Annotated in this window: 14 protein-coding genes; 8 read left to right on the top strand and 6 right to left on the bottom strand. The window is 73.6% G+C overall.

Features of this window, described 5'->3' with window-relative positions; all coding sequences use genetic code 11:
- Window positions 1-34 precede the first annotated feature (34 nt).
- From ACQEVC_RS39180 to ACQEVC_RS39200, 5 genes are all read left to right on the top strand, one after another.
- Complete coding sequence (locus ACQEVC_RS39180; protein ID WP_432888548.1) at window positions 35-481, top strand: hypothetical protein; 447 nt, start codon at window positions 35-37, stop codon at window positions 479-481.
- A 98-nt stretch (window positions 482-579) separates the two neighbouring features.
- The gene (locus tag ACQEVC_RS39185) at window positions 580-1,395 is read left to right on the top strand and encodes a class I SAM-dependent methyltransferase (protein ID WP_432888550.1); all 816 of its coding nucleotides are present in this window, start codon (window positions 580-582) and stop codon (window positions 1,393-1,395) included.
- Complete coding sequence (locus ACQEVC_RS39190) at window positions 1,392-2,132, top strand: phosphotransferase (protein WP_432888552.1); 741 nt, start codon at window positions 1,392-1,394, stop codon at window positions 2,130-2,132. Before ACQEVC_RS39185 ends, ACQEVC_RS39190 begins: the two co-directional genes overlap by 4 nt.
- A gap of 20 nt (window positions 2,133-2,152) precedes the next feature.
- A complete protein-coding gene (locus tag ACQEVC_RS39195) occupies window positions 2,153-2,812 on the top strand; it encodes a histidine phosphatase family protein (RefSeq protein WP_432888554.1) in 660 nt (219 codons plus the stop codon).
- Window positions 2,799-3,578 carry a phosphotransferase enzyme family protein gene (locus ACQEVC_RS39200; protein WP_432888556.1) on the top strand — a complete coding sequence of 260 codons (780 nt, stop codon included), beginning with the start codon at window positions 2,799-2,801 and terminating at the stop codon, window positions 3,576-3,578. The genes ACQEVC_RS39195 and ACQEVC_RS39200 overlap by 14 nt, the downstream gene beginning before the upstream one ends.
- 6 nt (window positions 3,579-3,584) lie before the next feature.
- On the opposite strand, the gene ACQEVC_RS39205 is transcribed toward ACQEVC_RS39200, so the two are convergent.
- The 4 genes from ACQEVC_RS39205 to ACQEVC_RS39220 form a co-directional block, all read right to left on the bottom strand.
- Window positions 3,585-4,250, bottom strand: coding sequence for a hypothetical protein (locus ACQEVC_RS39205; RefSeq protein ID WP_432888558.1), 666 nt, complete (start codon window positions 4,248-4,250; stop codon window positions 3,585-3,587).
- Between the two features lie 346 nt (window positions 4,251-4,596).
- Window positions 4,597-7,506: a helix-turn-helix transcriptional regulator gene (locus ACQEVC_RS39210; RefSeq protein ID WP_432888560.1), complete on the bottom strand. Its 2,910-nt coding sequence runs from the start codon at window positions 7,504-7,506 to the stop codon at window positions 4,597-4,599.
- Between the two features lie 437 nt (window positions 7,507-7,943).
- A complete protein-coding gene (locus ACQEVC_RS39215) occupies window positions 7,944-8,711 on the bottom strand; it encodes a hypothetical protein (RefSeq protein ID WP_432888562.1) in 768 nt (255 codons plus the stop codon).
- Between the two features lie 68 nt (window positions 8,712-8,779).
- Window positions 8,780-9,868, bottom strand: a complete 1,089-nt coding sequence (locus tag ACQEVC_RS39220) for a toll/interleukin-1 receptor domain-containing protein (protein ID WP_432888564.1) — start codon at window positions 9,866-9,868, stop codon at window positions 8,780-8,782.
- Between the two features lie 534 nt (window positions 9,869-10,402).
- Between ACQEVC_RS39220 and ACQEVC_RS39225 the strand changes: the two genes are divergently transcribed.
- Complete coding sequence (locus tag ACQEVC_RS39225; protein ID WP_432888566.1) at window positions 10,403-11,701, top strand: Hsp70 family protein; 1,299 nt, start codon at window positions 10,403-10,405, stop codon at window positions 11,699-11,701.
- Window positions 11,701-15,699, top strand: a complete 3,999-nt coding sequence (locus ACQEVC_RS39230; protein WP_432888568.1) for a CHAT domain-containing protein — start codon at window positions 11,701-11,703, stop codon at window positions 15,697-15,699. Before ACQEVC_RS39225 ends, ACQEVC_RS39230 begins: the two co-directional genes overlap by 1 nt.
- Window positions 15,700-15,865: 166 nt before the next feature.
- Here ACQEVC_RS39230 and ACQEVC_RS39235 read toward each other — a convergent pair whose 3' ends face one another.
- Both ACQEVC_RS39235 and ACQEVC_RS39240 read right to left on the bottom strand, forming a co-directional pair.
- On the bottom strand, window positions 15,866-17,956 hold the full coding sequence (locus tag ACQEVC_RS39235; RefSeq protein WP_432888570.1) for a caspase family protein: 2,091 nt from the start codon (window positions 17,954-17,956) through the stop codon (window positions 15,866-15,868).
- A gap of 9 nt (window positions 17,957-17,965) precedes the next feature.
- Complete coding sequence (locus ACQEVC_RS39240) at window positions 17,966-19,276, bottom strand: hypothetical protein (RefSeq protein ID WP_432888572.1); 1,311 nt, start codon at window positions 19,274-19,276, stop codon at window positions 17,966-17,968.
- Between the two features lie 390 nt (window positions 19,277-19,666).
- Between ACQEVC_RS39240 and ACQEVC_RS39245 the strand changes: the two genes are divergently transcribed.
- Window positions 19,667-23,173, top strand: coding sequence for a CHAT domain-containing protein (locus ACQEVC_RS39245; RefSeq protein ID WP_432888574.1), 3,507 nt, complete (start codon window positions 19,667-19,669; stop codon window positions 23,171-23,173).
- The last annotated feature ends 50 nt before the right edge of the window (window positions 23,174-23,223 follow it).

Raw genomic sequence — 23,223 nt, forward strand, 5'->3', positions numbered from 1 at the left:
ACCTCACCCCGTCCCGCCCCTACTCTGGAGGACCATGGACAGGATCGCCATCATCGGCTGCGGCGGCAGCGGCAAATCCACCGTCGCCCGGCGGTTGGCTCGCATCCTCGACGCGCCGCTGACCCACCTCGACGCGATCTACTACGACGAGCAGTGGAATCCGTTGCCCCAGGACGAGTTCGCTGCCCAGCAGGAGAAACTCGTGGCCAGCGAGCGATGGGTCATCGAGGGCAACTACGCCGGCACCCTACCCATCCGGCTGGCCACCGCCGACACCGTAATCTTCCTCGACCTACCCGCCCTGACCTGCCTCTGGGGCATCGCCAACGACGCTGGCGCTACCGGGGCGGCCAGCACCAGACCGACGGCGTCTACGACCGAATCACCTGGAACTTCGTCCGCTACATCCTCGGCTACCGACGCACCATGCGGCCCCGAGTCGAGGCCCTCATCCGGGAACACGGGCCGCACGTCCGACTGATCTCACTGCGCAGCCGCCGGCAAGCCAACCGACTGGTCGACCGGCTACGACAACAGGCCCAGCCGATGACGTAACCGGGCCGGAACGGGAGGCGGCCGGTGTCGGCTAACCCGTTCCTCGACCCCGCGCTGGTCCACGGCGACCTGTACTACACCGACGACCGGCTCGCGGAACGCACCCGCGCGCTACGCCAAGCCAAGATCGTTGGGCAAAACGCCGCCCAAGTCGTCGTCGACCTGCTCGCCCAGCGGACCCCGCCCGGTGCGGTCGTGCTCGACATCGGCTGCGGACGGGGCACCACCACGCTCCGGATCGCTGCCGGCCTCCGCCCTCGACGGCTTATCGCGGTCGACGCCTCGGCCGCGCTGCTGGACACCGTCCATACCCGGCTGGCCCAGGCCGACGAGGTCGGCTCGGCGGTCTGCGCCGATTTCCACCACCTGCCGTTGCCCGATGCGATGGCCGACGCGGCGGTGGCCGCGTTCTGTCTCTATCACTCGACCACACCGGCCGCCGTAGTCGCGGAGATCGCCCGCTGTCTCCGTCCCGGAGGTGTCGCCGTCCTGGTGACCAAGTCGCTGGACAGCTACGCCGAACTCGATCATCTCGTCCAAGCAGCGAACCTCGACCCCGACGCTGCCAGCCGCCCGAGCCTCTACGAGAGCTTCCACAGCGGCAACCTGGTCAACATCGCCGCCACCCATCTCACCGTGCTCGATGTCCTGCACGAGCAGCACTTCTTCGAGTTCGCCGACGCCACGCACCTCGCCCGATACCTCGCCACGACCCCGAAATACCGGATTCACCCGGCGGGTGGGCCAGCTGACCTGGCCGCGATCCTCCGGGAACGGCTGCCGGCGCCGCCGCATCCGACCCGGTCCACCGTCAGCTACGCCGTCGCGGCACGGCCATGACCAGTGATCTCTTCATCAAGCGTTACGACGATCCGCAGCGCTGCTCGGTAGCGGCGGCCCACCACGACTGGCTCACCGGGCTCGAATCCGGGGTCCGCATCCCGCACCTGATCACGCGGACAAGTCACCACCTGGCTTTCGAGCGGCTACCGGGCCGGACACCCAGGGTCGCGGACCTGCCCCGCGTCGCCTCTGCGCTGGGCCGGCTGCATGACGCCGCGTACTGGAAAGAGCTGCACTCCGCACGCCTCGACCAACCCCACGCCACGTCAATCGGACTGGTGCTCCCCGACTTCGCCGGCCCGCGCCGGGATGCGCTCCACCGTGCCACCCGTCTAACTGGCGTCGACCTGGCCGCGCTCGACACCGTCCTCGACCGGACTGGCAGCCTGACGTCCTTCTACAAGGACCCGAACCTCCGCAACTACCTCGTTGACGAGGAGAAGAATGTCGCCGTCGTCGACTTTGACGACCTCACCCTCGCTCCCTTCGGCTACGACCTGGCGGGCCTGCTCGTCACCGCTTCGATGACGTACGGCCGCCTCGAACAGCGGATCCTCACGAACTGCGCCGACGCCTACCGAGCCGCCATCGCGCCGAGCCTCTGTGACCTGGAGGAACTGCGGCAGTACGCCGAACTGCACCACCTCTTGACGCTCCGGTACCTCGGCACCAACGGATACCGGCATCCGTGGCCCACCGTCCGTCCCTGGCCCAACCCGTTCGCGTCAACCTGACCGCTCCAAGGAGACCGCCGATGACCTCAACCACCGAACTCGTCATCGCCCGCCACGGCGAGGCCGCCTGCAACCTCGCCGGTATCGTCGGCGGCGAACACGGCTGTACTGGGCTAACCGACCGGGGTCGCCAACAGGTCGCCCAGCTCGCTGCTCGGCTGGCTGCCGAGCACACAGCGCGACCGTATGCGGTCTTCTACTCCACGCCCCGACTCCGGGTAGTTCAGAGCGCCGAGATCATCGCGCAGGCTCTCCACCTGCCGCCCACCGTCGAGCCGGAACTCCGCGGGCCTGATCACGGCGACGCCGACGGCCGACCGTGGGCGGACGTCAAGACGGCCTTCCAGGGTCCGCCGCAACACGTTCCCGACATCCCGTACGCCAACGGCTCCGAAACCTGGAGCCAGTACCTTCGCCGGGCAACCAAAACTCTACGGGGGATCCTCGCCCGGCATTACGGCGAGCGAATCCTCGTCGTCGCCCACGGCGAGACCATCGAAGCGGCCAACAACCTGCTCCTCGCACTGCCACAGGACGCCTGCCTGCGGCTCGGCTTCGTCACCGATCACGCCTCGGTCACCCGATGGCAGCGACCAACCAACCGATTCGGCCGCACCATCTGGCAACTGGCCGCGCACAACGACACCCGCCACCTCGAACCGGGCGATGAGCAGCTCTGATCTCCTCCAACTCTGCCGGCGTCTTCTCGACACCGACGCGACACCGGTGACCCGGCACCCGGGCCACGCGGGCACCCAGGTACTCCGCGCCTCGACCGCCGAGTACGGGGAGGTGATCGTCAAACCACACCGCAGCCAAGAACGGCACACGCAGGAGGTACACGCCTACCGGACCTGCGTCCTGGCCCTCGGCGACCGGGCGCCCCGCCTACTCGCGGCAACCAACAATCCGCCTACAATCGTCATCACCGCCGTGCCAGGTGTCCCGCTCGACCAGCCAGAACTCATCCCCGAGGCCGAGCAGGGGGCCTACCGCCAAGCGGGGCAGCTGCTGCGAGCGCTCCACGCCGCCGGGCCGCCAAGGCTAAAACCGGACTGGACAGCCTGGCTCGCCGATCGCGCCGAGTACTGGATCCACCAGGCCGGAGACCGCATCGCGCCCAGCTACCGAGCCGAGGTACGCACCCACATGCGAGCCCTCCAAGACCTCGCCCCGCTACCGGCCCTGCCGTGCCACCTCGACTTCATGCCCCGCAACATGATCTACGGTGACGACGGCATTGTTCGCCTGATCGACTTCGAGCACAGCCGGTACGACCTGCCCGCCCGCGACCTCGTACGCCTCGCCACCCGCGTCTGGCCCCTCCGCCCCGACCTACGCGACACCTTCCTCGACGAGTACGGCCAACTCAGCGGAGCCGACGACGAGGTCCTGGAACACTGTGCCCGCCTCGATGCCCTGACGAGTTGTGCCCGACGGCCCTGAATGGCGTCAAGCGTGGCGACGGCCGATGAGCGCCAACTCTGTAATCTTGGTCGCCATCGACAAGCCGACACAGAGAGGGCCGCGACGTTCATCTTCGACGAGACGGGTCAACTCCGCGACGAGTTCAGCCCGAAGCTCAGCGGGTGTGGCCGCCCAGGTGTCCTTGATCAAATTGAAGTATCCCTCGTAGGTGAGCGGGGCCGACCGGCCTCGTGCGCCCCGGCTCCGCGATGCGCCTACGGCCGCATTGTCGAAGACCGGGAAGATCCGTGGGAGCAGGAAGTGGCAGAACTTCGACGGGAACACCGGCGACCCCGACTTCGTCGGCTTCAGCCGGGCGGCAACTTCGGGAAACGCCCGCACCTGCTCCCAGCAGACGCCCGTGATGTCCATGTCCCGCGCTGGCGCACATGCCTGATCCCAGGCGCCGGCCAGGTCGTCCCTGTTGGAAACCAACAGAGCTGTCACGGCGGCTTTGGAGAACGGTCGCACCGCCCTCCAGATGGTCAACCGTCGAAGGAAAGCCGGCCACCAGTCGTCCAGAAATTCTCCATCCGGGTTCTGATTGGCCAGCTCCACGTAGGTGCGGTTGTGAAAGTCGTTCGGCCAGCGTGTCCTCGTCTGCCACCACCGGACGCCGGCAGCAAACTCTCCCCCGTCGATCGGTTGCACGCGCGCATCGTATGACCGGACCGCAAGCATCGATACCAAACGAATAACAGCAGGTCACGTCGTGGCGGTCCGCCGACGTCCACGTCTGCGGCACCGGATACCGGCGCCGCAGACCCTGTCCAACGGCTCCAGAGCACCCACCGAGCGACCACCGGACGCGAAAAGGCCCCGACCGGCACAGTAGTGCCAGGTCAGGGCATTGATCGTTGGTGCGCCGCCAGGGACTCGAACCCCGAACCCGCGGATTAAGAGACCGCCACCGAACCGGTCGGGACACTCAACACCGGTACGGCGGGCGGCCCGATGACCCGGGCCGCCGAAACCCTCGACGGGGCCGCCGACCGCGTCACCCCCGCGCCAGCAGGCTGACCAGAGCGGTACGGGAGGCCACCCCGACCTTCCGGTAGATCCGCATCAGGTGCGCGTCGACCGTACGCGGGCTGATCTGGAGTTGCCGGGCGATCACCCGGGACGTGGCACCGGTGACCGTCAGCTCGGCCACCTCCCGTTCCCGGGCGGTCAGCAGCGCCAACGGGTGCGCCTCGTCCGGCGCCGCCCCCGGCTGGTCGGCCGGCACGGCACGCCGGGACAGCCGGGCGGCCAGTCGGCGCTGGGCGCGGTCCGTCCGCCCGGCCAGCCATCGCGCGCCGCTGGCCGTGAAGAGCTGCTTCGCCCGGCCGAGCTGCTCGCGGGCCGATTGCGGATCCCCGGTCGCCACCCGCGCCTCGGCGAGCACCATCCGGGCCTGCCCCTCCGCCACCGGCATGCCGGCCGCGCCGAGCTGCCCGATCGCCGGCGCCACCTCCGCCACGGCGTCGCCCGGGGCGCCGTGCGCCAGGGCCAGCGTCGCGCCGGCCAGCCCGACCAGCCCGAGCCGCCCCGGCAGGTCACCGGCGACAGCGGCGGCCCGGGTCAGCCAACGCCGGGCCTGCGGTGGTATCCCACCCGGCCCGTCACCCGCCGATCCGGCCCGACCGGCTCCGGCTGCGGTAAGCGCCCGTACGACGAGGACGCCCGCCTCGGCCGGTCCGAGGCAGCGGTACGTCTCCGCGTCGGCCAGCAACTCCTGGCAGCCGGCGTCGTCGCCGACCGCCGCACTCGCCTCGGCCAGGTGCGTCCGCACCACCGCCCGGTACAGCGTGGACCGGGGGGCCGCGCTGCCACGCAGCCGGTCCAGGGCCGGGCGTACGGCGTCCGGCCCGGCGAGCCAGAGCAGCGGCCGGAGTCGTACCGCCGCCGCCAGTGTCGCCGCCTCGGCGCCTCCCTGCCACCGGGCGATCTCCTCCGCCTCCTCGGCGTCCCGCAGCGCGTCGTCGACCCGGCCCACCGTGCCGTACAGCACGGACCGGGCCGCGTAGAGCAGCGGATGGACGTGGATCCGCCCGTACCGCAGCCCCACCTCGATGCCCCGCTCCGCGTGCGCCAGCCCGTCGTCGACCCGGTCCAGCATCGCCTCGATCCAGGCGAGCAGGGCGATCGCGCCGAGTTCGTCCCGGAGCGCGACGTCGCCGAGCGCGTCGATCATCCGGGCGGCGTACGCGACCCGCAGCCGCGCGGTGGCCAGCGGCTCCCGGGCGACCGCGCAGGCGGCCAGTACGCTGCTCGCGGCAGCCTCGATCCCCCGGTGCCCACCCTGCCGCGCGCGGTCCATGGTCTTGCCGGCGTGCCTGGCGCCGGCCCGCCAGCGGCCGGCCAGCATCTCCGTCACCGCGAGTTCCAGCCGCAGCATCGCCTGCGGCGTGCCGGTGGCGCCGAGCCGTTCCAGTTCGGTGCTGAGCAGCGCGCTGGCCACGTCGAGCCGACCGGCCAGCCGCTCCAGCACGGCGAGTTGCTCGACCGCGGCGTGCCGGTACGGGCCGGCGACCGCGACGAGATCGTGCAGCACGGTCCGCGCCTCGTCGAACTGGCCGGTCACCCCGAGTGCCTTGGCGAACAACAGTCGCAGCTCGGCCCGGCGATCGGCCCGACCGGGGCCGTCCGGCAGCACCGACAGCGCGACGCGCAGCCAGCCGGCGCTGGTGCTCGGTGCCGTACCCATGGTGGTCATCGCGGCCGTGGCCAGCACCTCGGCGCCAGCCTCATCACCCGGCTGGATCGCCTTGGCCAGGTGGTGGGCCCGGAGCGTCAACGGGGCGGCACAGCGTTCGAGGTGGACCGCGGCCCGGCGGTGGGCGGCCAGCCGCCAGGCCGGACCGGCCAGCCAGTACGCCACCGCCCGCACCAGCGAGTGCCGGAAGTCCAACTCCGCGCCGACCGGACGGAGCAGGTTCCGGGCGACCAGCGCGTCGAGCGCGGTGCTGGTGCGGTGCGGGTCGATCCCGGCCGCGGCGGCGACCGTGCCGATGTCGAGGCCGGGTCCGACCACGGCGGTGGCCTGGAGCACCAGCCGTTCGGTCGGGCCCAGCCCACGGATCTCGATCGCCATCGCACCGTGCAGCGCGCTGGTCACCGGCTCGTCGGGAAAGTCGCCGCGACGCAGCGCGCCGAGGACCTGCGTCGAGGTGCCGGCGAGCAGTTCCAGGTAGAGCGGGTTGCCACCACTGACCTGGTGCAGCAGCCGGCGCCGGGACGCCGGCTCGGCCGGCAGCAACTGGTCGACGTCGGCACCGGTCAGCGGGGCCAGCCGGAGCCGGTCGGGCAGCGGCGCCAGGTGGGCGAGTTCCTCGGTCAGTCTCGGCGGGCACTGCTCGGACCGGAACGCCAGCACCACCGTGATCCGGGCCTCCGGCGGATGCCGCAGCAGATAGCCGAGAAACTCGACGGAGGCGTCGTCGGCCCACTGCACGTCGTCGAAGACGAGCAGCGCACCGGCGGGACGGGCGGCGGCGGCGACCAGAGCACGCAGCCGCCGGTGCCGCTGGTGCCGCTCGACCGCGGCGGTGGCCGGCCCGGTGCCGTCGGGGTCGCGCACCGCGAGGGTGTCGAGCGAGGCGTGCAGGTCGGCCCGGTGATCGGGTACGCCGGCCAGCGCGTCCAGCAGCACGCCGTACGGGAGGGAGCGCTCGAACTCGGTCGCCCGACCGAGCAGCACGGTACGCCCCCGGCTGCCGGCCACCCGCGCCAGCTCGGCGACGAGTCGACTCTTGCCGATGCCCGGTTCGCCGTCCAGCACCAGGAACCGGGGTCGTGACCTGTCCTCGTCGAGCAGCGCGACCATCCGGGCCAGTTCGGTACCGCGACCGACCAGGGCGGCGACGGTCTGCGCCGCCGCCGCACGCGGTACGGCCGTCGGCTCCGACGGCGATGTGACCGGCACCTGCGTACCTCCAGGACATGGTCGATCCTGATCCGAGGTAACCGCGTTGACCGTCGTCCATGCCAGAGACGATCGGGCCGAACTATAGGCAGTCATCAGTCCATTGACACCACAGCACCGAGAACCTATGGCCGACCGCTCCGGGACGCCCCCGGCTTCCGGGGACGTTTCCGCAGTTCAAACCGGCCGGACGGGCCGCCCGTCTGGCCCGGCCGCCGTGGTCACGGGGACCGCAGACGGCGACAACGGAGCCGGGTGTAGTCGCGGATGGTGCCCGCTCCCGGGCCCGGTGTCGGGCGTGGACTTCCCGCACTGCGGGACACTTCGGTCCCGCGGGTAGGACCCTCGGCAATCGGCGACACGCCGTACCGGAGATGGGTCCGGACGCTCTTCCCCGGAGTCCGTTCCGGGTCGGCGGACGCCGCCGTGCCCGGCCGTCAGTGCCGTAGTTTCGCGACCGCCTGCCGGGCGATCCGCATCCCCACCATCCCCGGCATCGCCCTGGTCGCCATCCCGCGCAGGTTCCTGACGGCCATGCCCTTGTCGGCCATCCCGCGCATGCCCCTGGCCACCGCCATTCCGCCCAGGCCCTTGCCGGCCATGCCCCGGAGCTGCTTGCCGGCCATCCCGCGCATGCTCCTGGTCCGGTACGTGATCCCGTTCATCCGGTTCAGCATGCCCTGCACCACCTGGCCGGGTTTCTGCTGCTCACCGGCGAGCGCGGTGACCACGATCAGTCCGCCGGTCAGGGCCGGAATCACCCACTGCAGCACCCGCAACTGCCGCTGCCGGGCCGCGACACCCGGCGGTGTGCCGTTCTCCGGGGCCGTCGTCGCCACCACCGGCGCCTCGGTGGTCTTCTCCAACTGCATCCCGAGCATCCGGCTGTAGCCGGTCGCCGCCAGCGCCGCCACCGTCAGCCCGGTCTTGACGGCGCTCATCCGGCCCACCCCGGACTGGACGAGCATCCGTGGACTCTCGGTGATCAGCTCACCGGCGGCACCGGCGACATGGGTGCCGATCGCCGCCGCGTTCACCGGGGTCCACCTGGCCCAGCCGGCCGAGGCGACCCCCAGCCGCTGTCTCGAGTCGCTCACCTTCGCCGCCGCGCCGTTGACCCCGATCGCCCCCATCAAGGCGCCGCCGAACCAGGCAGCCAGGCCGAGATCGTGCATCGAGCGCAGTACCGTATGCCGCTCCGACATCTGCCAACCTCCGTCGTAGGAGATCCGCCGGGTACCCGCGCGGCCGGCTTCCAATCCCGCTGCGAGGACTATTCCAGGACGGTGTCGTCGTCGGGTACGCCCAGGTCCTGGACCTGGTAGTCGATGCTGTGCAGCGGCAGGTTCCGGACGAAGAAGACCCGCGACGGCAGCCCCGTCGACCGCCGGGTCCCCTGGGTGATCCCGGTACCGGTGAAGCAGAGCCAACTGATCCCGAGCACCTCCCGGATGAAGTAGTCCGTGCCCCACGGGGTGTACCTGCGCTCCCGGATGGTGCAGCTCGAATACCACGCCTGCTGGTCGTCGGAGTAGTAGTTCCGGGGCGGGCGGCCGAGCAGCGTGCGCTCCTCGTCGGTCGGCTCGAAGCACCCCGCCCGGGTCGGGTCGGAGAGGATCCGGAACGCCGCCTTCCAGGTCGCCGGCAGCAGGTCCATCTTGCGGCGGTTCAGCTCGCCCAGGTCGAAGGTGAGGGCCAGCCAGGGCCCGTTGGAGTTGTCGACCTGCTCGAAGGCGTCCCCGATCCAGAGGTTGGAGAGGATCTGCCGCAGGGTGCGGTGCCGCTGCTCCTGGTAGTCGCCGACGAAGACGTACTTGCGGGTGCTCAGGCCGAGCTGGCCGGTGGGGTCGAAGCCGTCCCGGGGTACCAGCCGGACGGCGCGCTCGACCACCGTCCGCTCCTCGTAGCGGCGCAGCAGTTCGTCCGGGGGCAGCGCCAGGCGCGGCCGGAGGGTGTCCCGGAGCCGCTCGGCGACCTGCCGCAGACCACCCGCGCCGGTGACCGGGACAGCCTGCTTGAGCCGCAGACCGTAGGGAAGGTGGGCGGCTCCGGCGGACTCGTCCAGCAGGATCGGCACGACCCGGTGCAGGCCGTCCTCCCGGCGGGACAGCTCGACGGCCTGGGCTATCTCCTCCCGCTGGTAGTAGGCGCGGTCCACTCCGCCGGAGATCAGCACCAGGGTGACGACCGCGCTTCGCTGCGCGGCCGGCAGCCGGCTGTCCCAGTCGTCGCCGGGCAGCAGGCTCCGCTGGTCGAGGAAGACCCGGAAGGGCGGACTGAGCAGGTCGTACAGTTCCTCGGCGGCGGCGCGGTCCGCGGTCGCGTACGCGATGAAGAAGTCCCAACGGTCCTCTCGGGTCATTCTCCTGCTCCCTCTCCACGGCCCCATCGCCGATCGGGATCGCACCGACGCCCCATCCAAGCAGCCCGCCCGGCGTCCGTCGATGCGAACCACTGGCCCGATGAACCTTTTTCGACCTGGACCCGCGGCGCTCACACACCGCGTCCGACTCCTGCCGTCCGGCGGACCGCAGGGGAGCCGGATCCCCGCCGGCCGGACCGAACCTGTTCCGCCGGCGCCGTACCGTTCCGGGGAATACGTGCGGAATTACCGACGGCACGATCCGTTCGGCGTACCCGTCGATGCCGCCGACCGGTGCGACGCTCCATTCGGGCATTAGCGTCGGGTAGATCAGTCAGGAGAGCGGAATCGATCTGGACCCGCTCCGGCGCCGCCATTTACGGTTCGGATCGTCACCGTCAGGTCGAATAGGTTCGCTGGTTTACCCGTGTCGAACAACGTCGCAGCGGAAGCCGGTGACTCATCCGGACCAGAGGTCGTCGAAGGACCGCCGCTCCGGTCGGGGCCGGCGGTGACGGAAGGCGTGCGTACGAGATGACTCCGCTCGGTATCGACCTGGGCAGCACCCGATCCGCGGTGGCCATGGTGGACAGCGGCGGACGGCCGGTGATCCTGCCGAACCCGCTCGGCGCGGAGACCACCCCGTCGGTGGTGTGCTTCGAGTCGCGTCGCTCGGTGCTGGTCGGTGCCGCCGCGCACGTCGCCGGCCAGTCGACGCCGGACCGGATGGTCGCACTGGTCAAACGGGATCTGGGCGGCAGCCGGTCACACTGCTTCGACGACGTCGAGTACCCGCCGGAGGCGGTCTGCGCGCTGATCCTGCGTACCCTGGTCCGGGGTGCGGTGCCGGGGCCGTGGTCGGGGCGGAGCGTGCCGGCGGTGGTGACGGTGCCGGCCTGCTTCGGCCCCCGGCAGCGCGAGGTGACGCGGCGGTCCTGCCTGCTGGCCGGGGTACGCCCGCTCGCGCTGGTCAGCGAGGCCGTCGCCGCCGCCCTGCACTACGGCTTCGCCTCGGGCGTGTGCGGCGGCACCGCCCTGGTGTACGACCTCGGCGGCGGCGTCTTCGACGGCACCGTGCTGCGGCTGGGACGGCGGATCCAGGTGCTGGCCACCGACGGCGACCCCGGACTGGGCGGCGTGGACTGGGACCGCCGGCTGATGGCGTTGCTGCTGGAGCAGTTCGTCGCCCGGGCAGCGCCGGACGACGATCCGGCCGCCGACGAGGTCTTCATGGCCGGGCTGGCGCTGACCGCCGAACGGGTCAAGCGGGCGCTGTCCGGCTTCCCGGTCCACCGGGTCCCGATCCGGTACGCCGGGCACAGCGTCACCGTCACGGTGAGCCGGGACGACTTCGAGGCGGCCACCCGGGATCTGGTGGACCGTTCGGTGGTCCTGCTGCGCGGGCTGCTCGCCGCGGCCGCCCGGGCCGGCGTGTCGGACGTCGACCGCTGTCTCCTGGTCGGCGGGGCGAGCCGGATGCCGATGATCGCCGCCGCGCTCTCCGCCGAGTTCGGCTGGCGTCCCCGGTTGTTCGCGCCCGACCTCGGCGTGGTCAAGGGCGCGGCGTTGCACGCACACCGGATGACCCGACTCGACACCGAGCAGGTCACCGACGCGGACACCGGCGGGCACGGCACGGCCGGGGGCGACGTCAGGCGCGGCAGCGGGACCGGGCCGGTCCGGGCAACGGAACCGGTCCGGGCAACGGAACCGGTCCGGGCAACGGAACCGGTCCGGGCAACGGAACCGGTCCGGGCAACGGAACCGGTCCGGGCGGCCGGGCCGAGTCCGGCCGGCGGAGGTCCCGCCCGGGATCCGATCGGGAGGCCATGATGGCCGCGACGAGCACCGACGCACCCGGCCCGGACGCGCGGGATCCGGACCCCGGGTCGGAGCTGGCCGAGCTGACCCGGGAACTCGCCGACCTGCGCGCGGAGCTGGCCGCCTTCGACACCGACCCGGAGTACCGGGCCCACGTGCTGGCCCAGCACCGCGCCGGACTCCGCTACGAGGTGGCCCGGGTCTGTTGGCAGCGCTACCTCTCCCTGGCCGATCAGCCGGGCTCCGAACCCACCGGCCCAGGCGGCCAGCCGAGCGACCCGGAACGCGGCGCCGAGGAGGTCGCTGCCGCACTGCGGACGGCGATGGTGGCGCTCCAGGAGGCCAGGGAGGCGCTGCCGAGGGAGTCCGAACTCGCCGTCGACGTGGCCTGGTGGCTCGGCGGCGCCTGGATCGACCGTTACGTCACCGACGCCGATCCGACCGCCCTGGACCAGGTGATCGAGTTTTCCGCCGAGGTGGCCGGCGCGGAGGAATGCGCCCCGGAACTCGTCGGGCCGGCCCGGCACCGGCTCGGCAAGGCCCTGGTCGAACGGTACGGGCTGGCCGCCGCCCCGGCCGATCTGGACCGGGCGGTCAGCGAGCTGGAGGTGGTCGCCGGACGCGATCCCCGGGACGACCCGGACGCGGCGGTGGACTGGTGGTACGACGCCCGGCTGGCGGCCGGGACGGCCCGGTTCGAGCGCTGGCGGCGTACCCAGCAGCGGGGGGACCTGGACGCCGCCGTCGACCACCTCGACGGGCTGGCGGCCGAGGACCTCGACGGGCTGGCGGCCGAGGACGCGCCGGACGACCCCTACCTCTCGGTGGAACTGCTCGACGGCCTGGCCCGGCTGCACCACGACCGGGCGGCGCTGCTGCTCGCCGCCGGCGACCGTACGGCCGCAGCCGCCGACGTCGCCGCCGGGCGGCGCTGGGTGCACGTGGCGCTGGACCGGTGCGCCGCCGACGACCCGGCCCGACCCGGCCCGCTGGCCGCCCGGGCGATGCTCGGCTGGACGCGCTACCGGTACAGCGGGCAGGTCGACGACCTGGCCAGCGCAGAGACCGAGCTGGCCGAGGCGATCGCGGCGCTGGACGGCAACGGGGCCGAGCGCGAGAACCTCACGACGATCCGGGGCATGCTGGTCGCCGAGCGGCTGACCCGTGGCCTGCCGGCGCGACCCGACGACGGGACGGTACTCGGCGAGGCGTACGCCGGGATGCGGGCGGAGGTCGACCGCGCCGCGACGGCGGAGTCCGGGCCGGACGGAGAACCGGCCGAGCCGCTCGTCGTTCCGCCGCTGCCCCGGCCGGACGCGGCACCAACGTCCCGGGAGGAGTCCCTGCGTCTGCTGGACCGGGCGCTCGACGCCTGGCGCAGCCTTCCGGTCACCGCACCGGAGCGGGCCCGGTTCGCCAACATGCTGCTCACCGTCCTCCCCACCGGCCCGGACGGCCTCACGCAACACCCCGGCACCGCCGAACTGATCGCCGCCGCGCGGACGGCGTATCCGGACGATCCGCGGTTCCGGCAGCGGATGCTGGTCCTGGACGGCATGCACGGGCTGCTCGCCGCCCGGCCGGGCGACCCCGGCCCGCTGGAGGACGCGCTCACCGCGCTCACCGAGGCCCGGCAGACGGCCACCGGCGGCACCGTCAACGACCTCGACATGGTACTCAGCGGGCTGCGGCAGCTCGGCGCCCAGCTCGGTGACGACCTGGGCGGGCTGACCCGGGCGATGGCGGAGCATGCGGAGATCGCCGACCGCGCCGACCTGACCGAACGGCAGCGGGCGCTGCTGCGGTTGCAGGACGCCGCCATCCGGCTGATGCACGGTTTCCAGTTCCGCGACTGGTCCGAGATGGACGCGGCGGCGGCCGAACTCCGCGCCGGGCTGGCCGGTGTACCGGCGGAAGACGCCCGGCGCAGGGCACTGGAACCGTTGCTGGTGCTGACCGACCGGTGGCGCCGCATCGCCACCTCGGAGGATCCCGATCCACGCCTGCTGGAGGAGGTCGCCGAGCAGATCTCGACGGTGACCGGGACCGACGGCGGCCCGTCCGACCCGACCCTGGACGTCTACGCCATGCTGGCCCGGGCCGGCAGCGCGGTGGCCGGTTACGACGCGGCGGCGCTCGACCGGCAGATCACCCGGTTGCGGGAACGGATCGACCCGATGCCGGCCGGCGAGCAGAGCGCGCTGACCCTGCGGGTCCTGCTGGCCGGCTTGTACATGACCAGGCTGGAGGCGTGGCGCAGCTTCGACGACGCCGACCGGGCCATCGAGGTGCTGGAACGGGTCCGGCCGTACGTGACGGACCCGGCCCACCCGCTCTGGTCGGCGAGCATGTCCTGGCTGAGCCGGGCGCACCGGGCCCGGGACGACCGTGGCCGGGACGACCGGGCGGCCAGCCGGGAGGCCGGGTTGCAGGCGCTGCGCGGGTACGCCTGGCGGACGCTGGTGCAGACCGGTACCGCCGAGGCGGCGCTGGCCGGCCGGGACGCCCTCGACGACGCGACCGAGGTGTTCGGCTGGTGCGTGACGGACGGGGAGCCGGGGCAGGCGGTTCGGGCCCTGGACGCCTGCCGGGGCCGGGTGTTGCAGGCCGCCTCACGCAGCCGGGACGTACCGGAGCTGCTGGCCGCGGCCGGTCGGTCGGACCTCGCCACCGAGTGGCGCTCCGGAGCGGCCGGCGGGACGCCGATCCCGGCCCGGCTGCGCCAGCGGGTGATGCGGGCGCTGCTCGACCACGAGCAGTCGATCGGTGCCGGCGGCCGGATCGAGCTGCTCGATCCCCCGGAGCCGGCGGAGATCGCCGAGGCGCTCCGCTCGGCCGGCGCGGACGCGCTGGTGTACCTGGTGCCGGCGACGAGCGAGCGGGCCCCGGTCGTGGTGGTGGTGCCGGCGCGCGGCGAACCGGAGCTGACCGTGCTGACGATGCTCGGGGCACGGTTCAGCGCCCTCGACGACTACCTCGGCACCCGGCTCGCCGGCCGGCGGACCACGGCCGGCACCCGGGACGCGGGGCCGGCCGACCCGGTCGACGTGCCGGCGGCCGAGCCGGAGGCCGCCGGTGCGCTGCGCCGACTCTCCGACTGGGCCTGGTACGCGGCGATGGAGGCGGTCCTGCAACACTGCGCCGACCGGCAGTTCTCCCGGCCGTACCGGCTGGTGCTGGTGCCGATGGGGGCGTTCGGGCTGGTGCCGTGGCACGCCGCCCGGTCACCCGGCGGCCGGTACGTCCTGCAGGACGCGGTGGTCTCGTACGCGGCGTCGGCGCGGATGTTCTGCGGCACCGTGCAGCGTGAACCGGTGCCGATCGACACGGCCGGCCTGGTGGTCGGCAACCCGACCGACGACCTCGCGCACGCCGGGGCGGAGGCGACCGCGATCCGGAACAGGTTCTATCCCGCCGCGCCCTACCTGGGCAGGGCTGCCGAGGGTACGGCGACCGGGTCGGGTACCCCGGACGAGGTGCTGGACTGGCTCGGCTCGGCCCTGACCGCCGACCGGGGCGTACTGCACCTGGCCTGTCACGGTGCCGTGGTGCCGGACGGGCCGGAGCAGTCGTACCTGGTGCTGGCCGGGCCGGGTGGACCCACGCCGCTGACCGCCGAGCGGATCACCGACGCGGCGCAGCGGTCGGCGGGCGGCTTCCGACTCGGCACGGTGGTGCTGGCGGCCTGCTCCAGTGCGGTACCCGGACGCGCCTACGACGAGGCGTACTCGCTCGCCACGGTCTTCCTGATGGCCGGTGCCCGCTCGGTGGTCGGCTCGCTCTGGCCGGTCCCCGACGACGCCACCTCGCTGTTGATGTACATGCTGCACCACTACCTGGCGGTGGATCGGCAGGGTCCGGCCCAGGCGCTGCGGCTGGCCCAGCTCTGGATGCTCGACCCGCACCGCCGGATGCCGCCGGGGATGCCGAGGGCGCTGCGCGACCGGATGCCGGCGATCGACCCGGCGGACCTGGCCGGCTGGGCCGGCTTCAACCACTTCGGCCAGTGAACCTCCCCGGCCTCGCCTCGCGGCAATGCGCGGGCAGGTGGAGTCGGGCGCCAGCACCCGATTCCCGGGCGGGGAAGCTCAGCGGCGACCATCCATCCCTGCGGGCAGCGGGCCGGGGAAGCTCAGCCGCGACCGTCCATCCCTGCGGGCAGCGGGCCGGGGAAGCTCAGCCGCGACCGTCCACCCTTGCGGGCAGCGGGCCGGGCCGGGTCCGGTCGTCCGGTCGGACCCGGGGACGCGGCGGATCCTCGGCCGCCGGTACCTCGGTCAGCACCGGCAGGGTGCTCGCCGTCCAGTCGTACGCGGCGGGCGTGTCCGGCACGGCGTCCCGGTGCACCAGTTGCCGGCCCAGCCGGTCGAGGACGCCGAGCAGGGCCGTCGGGGCGCGGGAGTCGGCCGGCCACGGCTCGTGCAGCGGTGGCATCTGGAATGGCCGGGCGGCGAACGCCTCCTCGGCGACCAGCAGCTTCAGCCAGTCCCGGGTGCGCCCGCCGGGTGTCGCCGGTCGTCCGGCCGGCAGGCTGAACCGGATCGGCCGGCCGTCGAGTGCGGCGGCGGTGCCACCGGGGGCGACGAAGCCTCCGGGAAAGAGGTCGGGATGGATCCGGTACCCCTCGGTCAGGTCGAGCAGTGCACAGTAGAGCCGCCGGTCGGTGCCGTTGTGGATCCGGACGAAGGCGGTCGGCGGCCACCAGCGGCCGTCGACGTACCGGTAGCGGAGCCGGACCGCGCCGTCCCCGCCGGCCGGCAGCCCCGGCCGGTGCAGCGGCACCACCCCGTCCCCGGGACGGGTGGGCACGAGTTCCAGGGTCACCCCGCCGGCCAGCCCGGACAGCGGGTTGGCCAGCGCACGGACCTGCCGCCAGCGGGCGATGTGCTCCAGCGCCCGGGCCGCCCGCTCGACCAGTTCGGCACCCGCACCGACCAGGTCACCGGCGAGCGGTACGCCGTCGTCGCCGCAGATCCGGATCCGGTCCGGCACGGGCAGGACGACCCGCAGTTCCGGCGGCGGCCCGGCGGCCGGATCGACGACCCGCAGTTCCGGCGGCGGCCCGGCGGCCGGATCGACGACCCGCAGGTGCGGGGAGGGCCCGCCGCCCGGGCCGGCCCGCTCCAGCGCGGCGACCAGCCGAGCCGCCGCGGCCCGGTCGGTGTCCTCGATCGCCACCGTGGTCGGCGGCAGCGGCACCGAACTGACCACCACCGGGTACTGCCGCTCCCGGTCCGGCTGCCAGCCCACCGGACTTACGAGGCTTCGCTCGGTCAGCACCCGGGTCACCCGGGCCTCCCGGACCGGCAGTACACCGCGCTGCGCGACCCGGAGCGCCCCGTCCGGATCGGTGCCGGGCAGCCCGTGACAGGTCCCGGCGTCCAGCTCCCAGTAGCCCCGGACGAACCGCATCGTCATGCTGGCGCCGACGGTCCGCACCCGGCCACCCAGGAACGGCTGGTCGGCCAGGGTGCCGGCCACCGGGAAAAGCTGCGGCACCTGGTGCCCGACCAGGTTCTCCACCTCGCACCGGGCCGCGGTCAACAGTTCCCGGTACGTCGCCCCCGAGCCGAGCCGCCCGGCCACGGTGAGCAGTGCCGCGCTGAACACGCCGCGGGCCCGATCGCTGTAGTGCAGGGTCTCGACGGCCTGCTCGTCGTGCCGGCAGGCGGCCAGCGCGACGTGCTCGGCCCGTCCGGCGTAGACGCCGCTGACCGTCCCGTCGGCCTCCCGGGTCACCAGCTCGGGCAGCAGCGACTCCAGCGGCGGTGGCTCCTCGACCCGGGGCACCGCCCGGGTGGCCACCCCGAACCGGTTCGCCCCGCCCGAGTGGCAGGAATCCAGCACCAGCACCACGTGCGCGCCGCTCGCCGCCACCTCGTCGGTGAGTACCGCGATCTCCTTGTCGTAGAGGTCGGGTACGCCGTCGTGCCGGCTGTCCACGCAGAGCAGCGTCTGCAACTCGCCGCTCGGTTCCAGATGCCAGACCGACGGCCAGACCGGGGCGTACGACCCGTGGCCGCTGAACCAGAACAGTGCGGTGTCGCCCCGGCCGGCCCGGCACAGGTGCGAGCGGAAGCCGTCGATCACGGCCGCCCGGGTGGCCTCCTCGTCGCAGAGTTGCCGGATCACCGGTTCGGTGCCCGGGTCGACCCGGTGTCGCAGGAACTCCGCCGCCGCGGTCACGTCGTTGCGGCATCCGGCAAGCGGCGTCGCCACCCTCCGGTACCGGTCGATCCCGACCAGCAGCGCGTACAGCGCGGGCATGGGTCCCCCTCAGCCGGACAGGTCGCAGACCCGCAGCCAGCCGCGGGCGACGAAGTTCTTCTCCGGCAACTCGACGGTGATGTCCCGGAAGTCGTCGGCCGGCATCGGGCCGGGCAGCACGACGTCCTGATAGAGGAAGTCGGGGAGCACGACGACGAAACCGGGGCCGGGATGCTCGCGGAGCGCGGCGCGTACCGGTGCCGAGTCGAGCAGCCGGTGCACGGCGATCGCGGCGCTGCCCACCCACCCGTTGGCGCCCGGCTCGACCAGCCCCCGGTGTAGCGCCACCCGCAGCCGGATCGCGTCGTCACCGAGTTGCCGGTTCGCCTCGGCCAGCGCCGACGGCAGCCCGGCCAGGAACCCCGGCACCACCACGGACTCGTCGATCCCGGCCGGCAGTACGGCGAACTGGCCGTCACCCTGCGGCTGGAGGTCCACGGTGGACTCGTCCACCCCGGCCCGACGCCGGGCACTGGCCAGCAGCCGGACCAGGTGCTGCTGGATCCGGGCCGCCGAGGCGTTGCCGCGCCGGCTGTACCCCTCGACGTCGGCGGCGACGCAGAGCCGTACCGCCGCACCGGTCGGTCCGGTGGCGACGATCGGCAGCGGCTCGGTGAACGGCACCGCCTCGCGCAGGTCGCCGGGGAGCGGATGCCGCCGCCCGCGCAGCGAGCGCACCACCTCGACCTGCACCGCGAGCGTGCCGGTCAGCTCCGCCGTGCCGGCCGGCGCCGCGACCAGGGCATGCAGCACGAGGTGGTGCGGCACCGGGTGGTCGCCTTCCGGGTCGTGGTAGACCCAGCCGAAGCGGTGACTCTGGGTACCGGTGGGCCAGGGCCGGGCCTCACCCGAGCGGGGCAGCAGCCGGCCCAGCCAGCCGGGGCGGTCCCGGCCGGCGAGCAGTGCCCGGGCGGCGGGCCCGGAGGCCGGAAACATCCCGTCCGGCCCGTACCCGAGGCCGAGGGTGTCGGCGTCCTGGTCGAGGCGGACGGCGATGACCCGGGGGTCGGCCAGCCGTACCTGGAGCCGGGCGCTGCTGTACCGGTGGCCGGGCGGCAGCGCGGCGAGGTCGAACGCGAACAGCACTCCGAAGCACCGCTCCCCGGTCGCGACGATCCGCTGCCGCAGCGCCGCCGGCAGGTCCCGGGCCGGCACCGGATAGCTGAGCGGGCGTCCACAACGGACCGTGGCGGTCGGCTCGGCCGCCGGGTCCGGGCTGCCCCGCCCGTCGGTCGGATGGAGCGTGACCGAGGCGAGCAGGTCCGCCGGACGGATCGGGGCCCGGTCCAGATCCGTCGCGTCCTCCGAGGTGTGGGCCATGGCATCACTTTCTGGCTCGGGTGGACAGACCCGGTTCGTGCGACCATCCGGGATCTCGTCCCGAGGTGGAGCGCGGAGTTCGTGCGGTGCCCAGATCCGGGAATGGGACCGGCCTCGGCACGGACGAGCGTCGCACCGCCGGTACCGGCGATTCAACAATCGAATGGGTACTGCGACAAGCGGGCCGGACCAGTCACTCCAGAGATCGGCGCCATTCCGGGGAATTCAGCCGTCGGATGGAACGCACCGGCCGGAAACTGTTGGCCCATCGGTACATTGTGATCGCGGTGTCCGGTGCGGTATACCGAATTCGGCCGGCGCGACGCCGTCCCTTTCCGGCCGCACCCGATCCGGTTCCGATCGCCGGTGACGAATTCCCCGAGGAAACCGATGATCAATACCCCTGGCACCGACGAACGGATCGGCCGACTCAGGGCCGCACTGTCGGGCGTCTCCGGCACCGCCCGGATCGGACCGCTGCTCGAGTTGGGTCGGGCGTACGCCGATCGTTACGGGCGGGCGACGCAGCACAACCTGCCGAGCGCCGCCACCGACCTCGACGACTCGGTGACGGCGCTGCGGGAGGCGTACGGGCTGCTCGCCGAGCGGGACCCGTGGCGGCCCCAGGTCGCCACCGTACTGGCCCGGCTGCTGGGGATGAGGTTCGTCGGCGGCGGAAGGCCCGACACCGACCGGGACGAGGCGATCGATCTGTTCGTCGAGTCGATGGCCCATCCGGACCTGCCCGCCGCCGACCTGGAGGTGGGCCGGTACTTCTGCGGCACCCTGCTGCAACTGCGGGCGATGCCGCAGGCCGGGATGTTGGACGGCGCCCGGACGGTCGACATCAGTGACGCCTTCGCCATGGTCACCGCGATGCAGCGCGGCGACAAGGAGTCCCGGCGCCGCGACCTCGACCTCGCGGCCAGCCTGTTCCGGCAACTTGTCGACGCGCCGCCGGTGCAGCCGCAGATCCACCGGATGGGAGCGCTGATGCTCTCGCAGATCGACCTGATCCGCAGCCTCTCCGGGCTGGGCGGCCCGGCCGCGAGCTTCGACCTCGACGGCATGATGCGGACGCTCCGGCAGGCCATGGACGTCGGCGGCCCCGGCGCCCCGGGCCACGACCAGCTCGCCGCCATGCAGGTCGGGATGTTCACCCAGCGCTTCGGCGACCCGGCCGAGCCGGGCTCGCTGGGCAACACCATGCAGCAGTTGATCGAGCAGCACTCCGGGGTCCGGATGATGCTGCCGGCCCTGGTGCAGGAGCTCGCCCGGCTCACCGGCGAGGGCGGCGACCCCGGCAGCGCCGAGCACCTGTCCCGGATGTCCCGGCTGCGGGAGCTGGGCGGGGACGGCAGCCTGCCGGACGCCACCGCCGTACTGCTGGTCGACGCCACCCTGGCGGCGCTGGCCTACCGGCCGGCCGAACCGGCGGACCGGGTCGTCGCGCTGGCCGAGTCGGTGTTGAGCGACGCCGGGGCGGAGCCCTCGGGCCGGGGCGGTGAGCACCTGCTGGCCACGCTGGCCCTGGCCCTGCGGGGACACTGGGTTGGACGGCCGGACGACCTCCGCCGCGCCGCCGGCCACCTGCGGGAGTCGGTCTCCGGGCTCACCCCCGGCTCCCCGGTGGCCGCGGCCGGGCTCGGACTGCTCGGCGTGCTGGTCGACCACCGGTACGCCCTCGGTGGACCGGCCCACGCCCGGCTCCACCCCGGGCAACTCGTCGAGCTGACCGGCCAGGTGCTGGCGGCGCAGCAGCACGCCGCCGGGGCAGACCACCGCCGACTGTCGGTGGTACGTGCGCTGCGCTGCCTCGGCCAGCTCGCCGAGGCGGTCCGGGACGGCGACCGGGCGGGGCTCGGGACGGCGGTCGACGCCCTGCACGACGCCCTCGACGCGGTGCCGGAGGCGTACCCCTGGCGGAGCCGGCTGTCCGCCGGGCTCGCCCTCGGCCACCTGGTGCGGGCCGGTGCCGACGGTCCGGCGCGCGCCGCCGACCTGCTGGCCGCGGCGGTACCCGCGGTGCCCGGTTACCACACCGACCGCCCCGGGCTGGTGGCGTTGGCCGGGCTCGCGGCGCTGCCACCGGCCCGGGCCGGCGACCCGGCCGCCGCCGATCGGGCGGTGGAGCTGCTGACCGGCAGCCTCGATGTCGCCGGGGAACGCCTGCCGGTCGGCCGTACCGTGCTGCTCGCCGCGCTCGGCTCCGCGCACCTGACCCGGGCCGTCTCCGGCGCCGCCACGTCCGATCTGGAGCTCGCCGTCCGCCACCTCGGGCAGGCGCGGGAGGAACTGGCCGACCGTCCGGGAAACCTGACCCACCCGGTGCTGCGCGAACTGGCGGTCGCGTACCGGCGGTGGGCGGAGACGGGGCACGGCGGCCACGAGCGGGCCACCCGGACCGGGCTGGCCGCGCTGCGGGCCGCCGCCGAGGCACTGCCGACGGAGCCCGGCGCGCAACGGCGGTTGGCCGTGGCCCGGGCCGCGTCGGCGTTCGGGCTGACCGTTGCCGACTGGTGCGCCGCCGACGGCTGGCGGGACGGGCTCGCCGAGGCGGTGGAACTGGCCCGCGCCCTGACCACGCTCGCGGCGACCACCGCCGGCGAGGTACCGGACCGGCTGGCCGAGGCCGGGCAGCCGGACCTCGCGGCCGAGTGGCGCCGGGCCGAGCCCACCCCGCTGCTGCCGGCCGCCCTGTGCGACCTGTTCGACCTGGCCCCGCCGCCGGCACTGCACCAGCGGGTACGCGACGCGCTCGGCCTCGCGGCACCTGCGGTACCGACGGTGCCGGAGACCGCCGCCGCGCTCAGGGACGTCGGCGCGGACCTGCTGGCCTACCTGCTCCCCGGCCGGCTGGTCTGGGTCAGCGCCGCCGGCCAGGTCGGCACGCTCTCCCCGCCCGGCCTGGCGGTCCCGCCGGACGGTCCGGTCGCCCGCTTCCTCGCCGGCACCGATCCCGGGCCGGCGCTGCCCGAGGTCTGCGACTGGGCCTGGCCCGCCGTCATCGGGCCGCTGCTGGACAGCCTGCCGGAGGGCACCGGAGCGGACCGCCCGGCTCGGCTGGTGCTCGTGCCGCACGGCCCGCTCGGCCGGGTGCCGTGGCACGCCGCCCGCGAGTCCACCGGCCCGGCGACACACCGGTACGCCGGGGCCACACTGGTGCTCAGCTACGCCAGCTCGGCCGGCGAACTCGTCGCGGCCAGCGGTCGAATCCCGCCGCCGGTGACCCGGGACCCGGTGTTCCTGGTCAACCCGCTCGGCCACGACGGCGCCGCCGCGTACGCGACGCTGGCGGTGCGCCGGCTGCTCTACCCGAGGTCGTCCGGGCTCGGCCACACCGGCGACCCGGCCGACCGGCCGGCCACCCCGGACGGCCTGTGCGAGACCCTCTCCCGGGCCTCCGCCGGCCCGTCGATGGTGCATCTGGCCTGCCGAGCCGTGCTGGCCGCGCCACCCACCGGCCCGTGGTTCGAGCTGGCCGGTGCCGAGCCCGGGCAGCCACCGGAGGCCCTGCCGGCGGGACGCCTGCTCCGGCACCCGGCCGGCAAACCGACCGGTGGGCTGGTCACCGCATCCCTGGACGGCACCGATCTGCTCGGCGAGGGCTACGACATCGCGCTGACCCCGGCCACCGCCCTGATCGCGAGCGGTGCGGCCGGGGTCGCCGGATCGGGTTGGACCGGTGGACCGGCCGGGCATCCGGCGCTGCTGGCGATGGTGCACCACTTCCTCGCCGACCGCGGTATGGCACCGGCGGAGGCGGTGCACGCCGGCTACCGCTGGCTGCTCGACCCGGACCGGGTCCCACCGCCGCACCTGGCCCCGGTGTTGCCCGGCCCGGTCGGCGAGGTCGGCCCCGCCGCCTGGGCCGGATTCCGCTATCAGGGCCGGTAGCGACCGGCTCCGGTAGACCCTGCCGTCCGACACCCGACGGGCAGACCCCT

This window comes from Plantactinospora sp. CA-294935 (assembly GCF_050936445.1).
GTDB lineage: Bacteria > Actinomycetota > Actinomycetes > Mycobacteriales > Micromonosporaceae > Plantactinospora.